We start from the raw sequence: 10,516 nt of genomic DNA, 5'->3' as shown, positions 1-10,516 counted from the left end.
CCGAGGTTTAGGAGGGCTCTTAAAGACAGCGCAGCTCGAAAATCCGAAGCTGAAATATCAGATCATTCAGCTGTCTGAGGGAAGCGAGTTGGAACATGTTGCCGCAATGCTGGAGGCGGACAGCCAGAATCTTAATGATCATGAGATTAGCTATGTGGAAGACGTAAGATATACGAAGAGTCTGGAAGAGACAGAGATGCTTGAGAGAAGCGGCGATCTAGGAATTCCGTGGAAGGAAGACGGTGTCTATTTGATAACTGGCGGGTCCGGAGGTCTAGGTCTGATCTTCACCGAAGAGATAGCCAGGCAAATCAAGGATGTCACCTTGATTCTGACGGGAAGATCGGAGCTGCCCGAAGCGAAACAGACCCAGTTGAACGTCTTGAAGGAACAGGGAGCCATCGTCGACTATCGGCGAGTGGATATAACAGACAAAGAACAAGTGAAGGCATTGATCACGGGTATAACGGAAGCCTATGGCAGATTAAACGGGATTTTTCATGGTGCGGGTATCATTCGTGATCAATATATTCTTCACAAAACCGAAGAAGAATTCGCCGAGGTATTGAAGCCAAAAGTAACTGGCTTGCATAACCTCGATACGTTCACAAGCCAAATGAATCTTGATTTTATGCTTCTTTTCTCATCAGGAGCTGCGGAAACCGGGAATCCGGGACAGGCTGATTATGCGGCAGCGAACGCGTTCATGGACGCCTTTGCAAGCTACCGCAATCGGTTGGCTGAGAAGGGAGAACGCCGGGGGAAAACGGTCTCGATCAACTGGCCGTTATGGGCGCAAGGTGGCATGCATGTCGACAAGGAGATCGAGCGGCGCATGGTTGAGCGTGTGGGTATGATCCCCCTAAAAACGGAGACCGGTATCAATGCCTTGTATCAGGCGCTAGTTCAAGATCATGATCAGGTGATGATTATGGAGGGAGACCGCAAGAAGCTTCGTAGTACATTCCTTCACCAATTAGGGGATAAAGCCAGTGGGAGCATGGATTCAAAGACAAGCCTTGGAGCAGAAGCAGAAGGTGGTCATCGGCTGGCGGTATCGCAAGAAACGCTGCAAGAAAAAGCAGAGCATTATTTCAAAAAGCTGCTCTCGTCCGTTATAAAACTTCCGGTTAATCGGATCGAATCAGACGCACCGATGGAGAAGTATGGAATCGATTCATTAGTCATCATGCGAATGACGGATGAGCTGGAGAAAAGTTTTGGTTCGCTCTCGAAGACACTGTTCTTTGAATATCAGAACATTCGGTCTATAACTGATTACTTTCTGGATTCTCACAGGGACAAATTAATTGATCTGTTGGGTGTTGCACACCACATTCGGCAGCCTGCCGCTGAATCTGCATCTTCAGCTAGTCATGTGCCCTTGCAACCGTCAAAGAGAAGATCGGGACATCAACGATTCGCATCTTTGGACAAACCAAACAGATCGACACCCGCGAAGGAGGATATCGCCATCATTGGTATTGCAGGACGGTATCCGCAAGCCAAGAATGTGGATGAACTTTGGGAGAATTTATGCAATAGAAAGGATAGCATAACCGAGATACCGAAAGAGCGCTGGGACTATCGTCTTTTTGCAGATGAAAACAAGTCGATGGCACAGTGGGGTGGATTTTTGGATGATGTCGATCGATTTGATCCGTTATTTTTTAATATTACACCACGCGAAGCCGAGTTCATGGATCCTCAGGAGCGGTTATTTTTGGAATGTGTTCTGGAAACGTTGGAAGATGCGGGATATACGAGAGAGGCCTTAAGCAAAGTTCAAGGATCCGGCATGGAAGGGAATGTGGGGGTATACGTCGGCGTCATGTATGACGAGTACCAGCTTTATGGAGCGCAGGAACAAGCGAAAGGTCACAAGGTTGCGCTTAGCGGGATAACGTCTTCTATCGCGAATCGCGTTTCTTATTTTTGTAACTTTCATGGCCCGAGCATCGGATTAAATACGATGTGTTCCTCATCATTGATTGCGATTCACCTGGCCTGCCAAAGCATTCGTCAAGGAGAATGCGAGTTAGCGATTGCTGGCGGCGTTAATGTTTCGATTCACCCGAATAAATACCTGTTGCTTGACCGCGGTAATTTTATGTCAAGTAAAGGAAGATGCGAAAGCTTCGGTACCGGCGGCGACGGTTATGTGCCAGGTGAAGGTGTCGGTTCCATTCTACTTAAACCGTTGTCCAAAGCGATCGAAGACCGGGACCAGATTTACGGTGTAATCAAGGGATCGGCAATTAATCACGGCGGAAAGACCAATGGGTACACCGTACCGAATCCGAATGCACAGGCGAGCATGATCAGAAGAGCAATAAAAGATGCGAATGTAGATGCCAGACATTTCAGTTACATCGAAGCTCACGGTACAGGAACGGCGCTCGGGGATCCAATTGAAATAACAGCACTGACCAAGGCATTTGAAGATCAAACGGTCGATAAGCAATTCTGTTCGATCGGTTCGGTCAAAAGCAATATAGGGCATCTGGAGAGTGCGGCGGGGATCGTAGGCGTGACCAAAGTGCTGCTGCAGATGAAGTACGGGAAGCTCGTGCCAAGTTTGCATTCTAGTGAATTAAATCCGAACATCGATTTTGAGAAGACGCCGTTCAAAGTGCAACATGAGCTGGAAGAATGGAAAAGGCCAGTCATTGTGCGGGACGGTGCCAAGAAGGAAGTGCCTAGACTTGCGGGGATATCGGCCTTTGGTGCGGGGGGATCAAACGCCCATCTTGTGATCGAAGAATACATGCCTGAGCAAAAATCAGAGGTCGCACCAATCATTATGACTGACAACCCTGCAGTCATTGTATTGTCAGGGAAGGAAGAGGAGAATCTCAAAGAACGGGCAAGTCAACTATTACGGCAGATCAGACTGGGAAAGTATGAGGACCAAGATCTACCGAATATTGCATACACCTTGCAAGTTGGGCGCGAAGCGATGGAAGTACGATTGGGTACGACCGTTACCACGATCCATGAGCTGGAGCGGAAATTAAATGGATATTTGACTGGCGAGGATGACGTGGAAGAACTGTACGTTGGCCGTGTCATAAGAGAGAAGGATACGCTAGCCATCTTCAAAGCGGATGATGATTTGCAGGAGGCGATCGATTCCTGGATTAGTAAAGGGAAGTATGGGAAGCTGCTTGGTTTCTGGGTGAAGGGTCTGGATATGAATTGGGAAAGCCTTCACATGGGCACGACGCCAAAACGAATCAGCCTGCCGACCTATCCGTTTGCGAAGGAGCGTTACTGGATATCAGGCGTCAATGCTAGCGCAGAATTAATCGGAGCACATGTACCGAAACGTACAGAGGAAGTCAAACCGACAGCTCCAATCATCGAACGAAAGGAACCTTTTGCAGCTCAAGCGGATTTGGCACAGCTTACTACGCCGACGATTATGAAAGAGAAGACGGTCTTTTATTGTAAGCAGTTGCTCGCAATGGTCAGCAGCATCCCGATCGACCGGATTGAATCGGACGTTTCGTTGGAGAGCTATGGCATCGACTCCGTCATGATTAAGCAGTTGGCAGAAGAAGTGAACAATACACTTGGGCCGATTTCGCTGACGATATTCTTTGAATATCAAACCATCCAGGCATTAGCGGATTATTTCATGCAGACATACAGCGAAAAGCTGATGGAATTGTTCGAAATCCACGCTCCCTTTGACAACGTATCAAACGACCAGGATAAGGAGCACAAAAAAACTACAATATTATCAAGCGTCCTTCAGCCAATGAGGACAGATTACCATGGGGATGTGGCGCAAGGGCATGACGGCAGTCATATGGATATTGCCATTATAGGCCTCTCCGGCCGATATCCGCAGGCTAACAACATCCATGAATTCTGGGAAAATCTAAAGCTCGGAAAAGACTGTGTCGTTGAGATTCCTGAGGAACGTTGGGATTACAAGCGCCATTACGATGCGGACAAGTTTAAAACTGGAAAGATCAATAGCAAATGGGGAGGATTTATCAATGATGTCGATAAATTCGATCCATTGTTTTTCAATATCTCGCCTGAGGATGCGGAATTTATGGACCCGCAAGAGCGATTGTTCTTGGAGTGCGTCTATGAAACGATAGAGGATGCTGGATATACAAGAGAGGCTCTGAGCAAAGTCGAGAACGGGAATATCGGTGTTTTTGTAGGGTCTACCTTCATGGACTACCAGCTTCTTGGCATACAGAGCCAAATGAGAGGTAACCCTGTCGCGTTATCGGGAATCGCCTCCTCCATTGCGAATCGCGTCTCTTACTTTTGCAACTTTAATGGACCAAGCATGGCGATTGATACCATGTGCTCCTCTTCCTTAACGGCATTGCATGCAGCATGCGATAGTATCAAGTTAGGGAGATGCAAACTTGCCATTGCCGGTGGCGTCAATCTTTCCTTACATCCGAACAAGTATTTATTCTTGAGCCAGTATAACTTCATGTCCAGTAAAGGCAAATGCGAAAGTTTCGGGGACGGGGGAGACGGCTACGTGCCCGGTGAAGGAGTGGGCTCCCTACTGTTAAAGCCGCTTAATCAAGCCATTGCTGATGGCGATCAGATCTATGGGGTCATTAAATCCACAGCCGTTAATCACGGCGGCAAGACGAACGGATATTCCGTTCCCAATCCGGCCGCATTAACCCAAGTTATTGATAAGGCGATAACGGACGCCAATGTGAACCCGAGAACGATTAGCTATATCGAAGCCCATGGAACGGGAACCTCGCTGGGAGATCCAATCGAAATTGCTGGATTAACGAGAGCGTTTGAAACGCACACAACCGATAAGGCCTTTTGCTCCATCGGATCTGCGAAGAGCAATATCGGTCATTTGGAGGCGGCAGCAGGAATAGCAGGCGTAACGAAAGTATTACTGCAGATGAAATATAAACAATACGTGCCGAGTCTTCATTCGGAGGTGTTGAATGCCAATATCGATTTCGGGCAAACCCCTTTCAGCGTCCAACAGGAATTGGCAGAATGGAAACGGCCTATTGTTGAGATTGATGGGGAACAGAAGGAATATCCCAGAATCGCAGGTATTTCTTCCTTTGGTGCGGGTGGCTCTAACAGCCACGTTATTATCGAGGAATATGTGCCAGGAAACCAAGTGGACAACCCCGTTGAGATAACGATGAACGACCCTGCAGTCATTCTTTTATCGGCTAAAAGAGAAGACAACCTCAAGGAGCAGGCGGTGCAGTTGTTAGAAGCGATAAAGGCTGAACGATTGGATAATAACCACTTGGCAAATATGGCGTATACACTGCAAGTAGGCCGGGAATGCATGGAAGAACGGCTGGGCTTCATCGTAAGCTCGATGGACGATCTAACCGAAAAGCTGGAGAAATACGTGCTCGGGAAGCATGACATCACCAATCTTTACAGAGGCAATGGCAAGAAGCAAAGAAATATGCTCACCTTGTTTAAATCGAATGAGGAATTTCAAAATGTGATTCAACTATTAGTGGAGCGGAAGAAGTATTCGACGTTATTGGAATTATGGATCACGGGTATAGACGTGGATTGGGAGAAGCTTCACATTCATCGCAAGATGAAGCGAATCAGTTTGCCAACGTATCCTTTTACGCGGGAGCGGTACTGGCTTCCGGAATTGGAATCAGATGCTTCGGTTAACGTTAAGGCAGGCTATTTGCACCCGATGCTCCATCGGAATACATCAAATTTTGATGGACAAAAATTCAGTAGCATATGGACCGGGAATGAATTTTTCCTGAACGACTATGCAATCCTGGGAGAAAAACGGTTACCAGAAATAGCGTACCTGGAGATGATCCGGGCAGCCATTCATGAATCCGTACCACGGGCAGAAGAATATACGATCATCTTGAAAAATATAGCGTGGTCAAGTCCTTTCACGGCGAAGGAGCGCAGCAGAGAGCTGCATATCGATATTTATCGAGTGGAAAAAGATGAGATAGGCTATGAAATCTATAGCGCTGGGTTGACGGATCAAGATGAAATCGTACATGGCCAAGGACGGGCGGAACTGGTCCCGAGGAAGAAAATCTCACAGCCTGAGCGTGTGGATCTTCACAGGATTCAAGCTGAATGTAGTGGTACGGTTCTCAGTGGAAGCCAATGCTATAGCAAATTAAACGCCATCGGAATCGAATGTGGAAGCGGCTTCCAAGGGATTGATCATCTGTACATTGGAAATGGCAGTGTTTTGGCTAAGCTTGTCCTACCTGAATCGTTAAGAGAAGAGTCAGAATCCTATATTCTTCATCCGACTATGCTGAATTCGGCAATTCAAGCAATGATCGGTTTATCGATCAGTCACGGTGAGACAAAAGCCCAAGCGATGTCACAACTGTGGCTGCCTGTCAGCCTGGAAGAGCTGGAGCTGACGGGCTGTTGCACGGAGAGCATGTGGGTGATCGTGCGCACGAGTGAAAGCAATCATTTCGATACTAACGTTCGTAACGTCCACATCGATTTATGCGATGAAAACGGAAATATCCGGGTGAGACTGAAAAATTTCAGATTTAGAGCCTTGGAAGCCGTTGACGATAGTAAGACTGTTATCGGATCAATGATGCTCCATCCCGTATGGGAGAAGTCAGTTATTCTTCAAGCAGAAACACCTGAGTATGTGCTGCGCAATATCTTCCTTTGTGAAGCGGACCAAACGATATCCTCCGAAGCGATCGAGTCCCAGATCAAAGGAGTGAGCTGTACAATATTCCGAAGCGAGGCACGCGATCTGCATGTCAGATTCGAGCAATATGCTGTTCAATTATTCGGAGCGCTTCAAAACATACTGTCGAGCAAGCCGAAAGGTCATGTTCTCATTCAGCTCGTCGTCTTTACAGGCGATGATCGAGAGCTGTTCCGGGGATTGGGTGGACTGCTCAAGACAGCTCAGCTCGAAAATCCGAAACTAATGTTCCAGATTATTCAACTGCCTGCTGGCAGCATGGTAGAAGAGATTACAGTGACGCTGGAAGCGGACAGCCACAGCCCGAAAGACCGAGAGGTTAAGTATGAAGCCGGTGCGAGATATACGAAGAGTTTTGAAGAGTCGGGTTTGTCCGATAGAAATGAGAAAGATGAGCAGCCGTGGAAGGAAGGCGGCGTCTATTTGCTGACCGGTGGGGCCGGAGGACTAGGGTTGATTTTCGCCGAAGAGATGAGCCGAACGATTAAAGACGTAAAGCTGATCTTGACGGGACGCTCAGCGCTGTCTGAAGAGAAAGAAGCCCAGTTGTACGCCTTGAAGGAAAGAGGGGCAAACGTACAGTACAAGCGAGTCGACATAACGGACAGAGATCAAGTTCAGACCTTGATAGACGAAATTGTGGAGGACTATGGCAGGTTAAACGGCATCTTTCACAGCGCCGGTATCATCCGGGACCAATTAATCATTCATAAATCGGAAGAAGAGTTCGCAGAAGTGTTAGGACCGAAAGTAACCGGATTACTCCACCTCGATACGTTCACAAGTGGGATGAATCTCGACTTTATCATTCTCTTCTCATCCGGAGCGGGAGAGTTCGGGAATCCGGGGCAGGCAGATTATGCGGCAGCCAATGCCTTTATGGATGGTTATGCAAGTTATCGTAATACATTGGTGGCTAAGGGAGAACGACAGGGGAAGACCATTTCGATCAATTGGCCATTATGGGAACAAGGTGGCATGCATGTTGACAAAGAGATCGAGAAAATCATGTTCGACAATCTGGGTATGGTACCGATGAAGTCAGAAACAGGTATAAACGCCCTCTATCAAGCGCTGGATCAAAACCAGGATCAAGTGCTCGTTATGGAGGGGGATACGGACAAAATCAGAGTAAAAATACTACTGGCCGAATTAGCCGACAATACCGAGCAGCCGCAGAAACAAGTAAGGGAAGTCAACTTCGATCGTTTGAAAGAACAGGCGATCCACAAACTGACAGTCCTATTTGGAGAAAGCATTAAACTGCACAGCGATCAAATTAACGTGCAGGAGCCTTTCGAGACGTATGGGGTCGATTCTGTCAAACTAACGCTGCTTAACAAGAAACTGACGGATCATTTCAAGGACGCTTCCAGTACGATCTTTTTTGAATACCGAAACATCGAAGCCTTGAGCACATATCTGGCTTCGGAATACCCGTATGAATGTACACAGTGGATCGGTGATGACATATCGGATGAGGATGCTTCAAGACCTCAACGTTTAATGTCGAAAAATCCCTTTGAGGAAAGTCACGTGTTTCCAACATTATTACCGAACCGGAGTAGGCGTGGAGCGAAAAAAAAGAATAGGTATGACGCTGGTTCCGGCAGTCAAGAAGAGGAGCAGATAGCCGTCATAGGTGTAAGTGGACGATTCCCGATGGCGAGGAATATCCACGAGTTCTGGGACAACTTGAAAAGTGGGACAAATTGCATTACAGAGCTGTCTGAAGAACGTTGGTCGCTGGGCGGATTCTTTAACCCAAACCGCGAAGAAGCATTGTCCAAACAGCAAAGTTTCAGCAAGTGGGGTGGTTTTCTGGAAGGGTATGCTGATTTCGATCCGTTATTTTTTAACATCTCACCAGCCGAAGCGCAGCGAATGGACCCACAGGAACGCCTATTCTTGGAACAGTGCTGGAAAGCAGTTGAAGACGCGGGTTATGTGCCATCGAAAATGGATGAAAGTATCCGCAATCAGATAGGCGTATTTGGTGGCGTAACTAAAACAGGCTTCAATCTGTGGAATGAGACGTCCAATCAATTTTACAACACATCCTTTGCGTCTATGGTCAATCGTCTATCATACGTCATGGACTTCCATGGTCCAAGCGTTCCAGTTGATACGATGTGCTCTTCATCGCTTACAGCGCTTCATCAGGCTTGTGAAAGTATCCGACACGGGGAAACGTCGATGGCTGTTGTTGGAGCGGTAAACTTATATGCTCATCCGAGCAATTACACAAGTCTCGCACAGGGAGGTCTACTCTCTGATCGTTCGAGCAGCACTGTATTCGGTAAAGGTGGCAACGGATTTATTCCATCCGAAGGCGTGGGAGCAGTCGTCCTGAAAAAATTGTCTGACGCGGAACGAGATAACGATCATATTTGGGCGGTTATCAAAGGTAGCGCCGTTTCTCATAGTGGGAGGACGAATGGCTACAATGTGCCTGATCCAGTGAAGCAATCTGCCGTTATCCAAAAGGCTTTGGACGCGGCCGGCATCGATCCGAGAAGCATCCGGCATATTGAAGCAGCGGCAAGTGGCGCGGAGATGGTTGATGCTATCGAAATGTCTGCCATTACCAAAGTATTCGGGAAATCTCGCGACGGCGAGAACAATTTCTATACATTAGGTTCGATTAAAGCAAGTTTGGGCCATGGGGAATCTGTATCAGGAATGGCCCAATTTATTAAGGCGCTCTTGCAGTTAAAGCACAAGTTAATATGCCCAACTCGTTTGCCGGAGCAGCTGAATCCGAGCATCAATTTTGACGCCTTGCCGTTTACGGTAGAAACGAAATTGGCTGAATGGCCAGAGATGGAACTGGACGGGGAAAGAAGTCCAAGACGTATCGGCATTAACAGCTTTGGCGCGGGCGGAGTCTACTCACATGTTATTGTGGAAGAATACGAGAGCCCGACGGACAACGCGTACGTATCCACCGACGAGACGCCGAGTCTTTTCGTTTTTTCTGCCAAAACAAGTCATACGCTCAGAAGTTATGTGGAGATTTGGAAGGCGTACCTGGAGAAGCATCCTGGTCTGGATTTACGTCGACTCGCCTATGTACTGCAATTGAGACGGGAACCGATGAAACGTCGATTTGCTGTTGTTGCTCACAGTGCGGGAGAATTGATCACAAGCATGGAGAAATTCCTGATCGAGGAGTCGGATCATCGTACAGAGTTTGCTTCACTTGAGCCGATACATGACGACCGGATTGAACAACTAATTGTCCAAAAGAATTGGTCAGCATTAGCGCAATTATGGCTAAACGGCGTTTCCATTCCTTGGGGGGAACTTTATAGCGATTATGCACCGCAGCATATGCCTGAGCTTCCTACGTACCCGTTCAAAGCAAAGCGCTTCTGGCCCAATGAAATCGAACAAAGACATCCCGGAGAAATCGAAACCGAAAACCAACCCTTTATTTCGTTGGATGATATCTTAAGTGTAAGTGTTCAACCAGAGAAAACGTTAGCTCCTCCTATCGCTGAGCCAGAAACCGAGTCTGGGTTTATTCCAGTGGTAATTGAAGAGGATGCGGAGTCTTTGTACGGGATAATGGAGATCGAACAACGAATCAAGGATATTCTATTTGACCTTTTATACTTGGATGATCTCGATGAATTTGATGTTGAAGCGAATTTTATGGAACTTGGGTTGGATTCCATTCTGGTCGGGAAATTCATCCATACCTTAAACAGTCAGTTGGGTCTGTCATTAAATGATACGATCATATTTGATTATTCCACCACTTCCAAGCTCGCAGACTATATGGCTACGCATTTGAAACCGAGG

At 47.3% G+C, this 10,516-nt stretch carries 1 pseudogene; it reads left to right on the top strand.

Annotated features, from left to right (window positions below):
* Window positions 1-136: 136 nt before the first annotated feature.
* A pseudogene (locus tag ABGV42_RS16610) lies at window positions 137-10,480 on the top strand (SDR family NAD(P)-dependent oxidoreductase); the annotation flags it as partial.
* Window positions 10,481-10,516: the final 36 nt, after the last annotated feature.

It is taken from the genome of Paenibacillus pabuli (assembly GCF_039831995.1).
Classification (GTDB): Bacteria; Bacillota; Bacilli; order Paenibacillales; family Paenibacillaceae; genus Paenibacillus; species Paenibacillus pabuli_C.
This window is presented reverse-complemented; position numbering and strand designations above follow the sequence as displayed.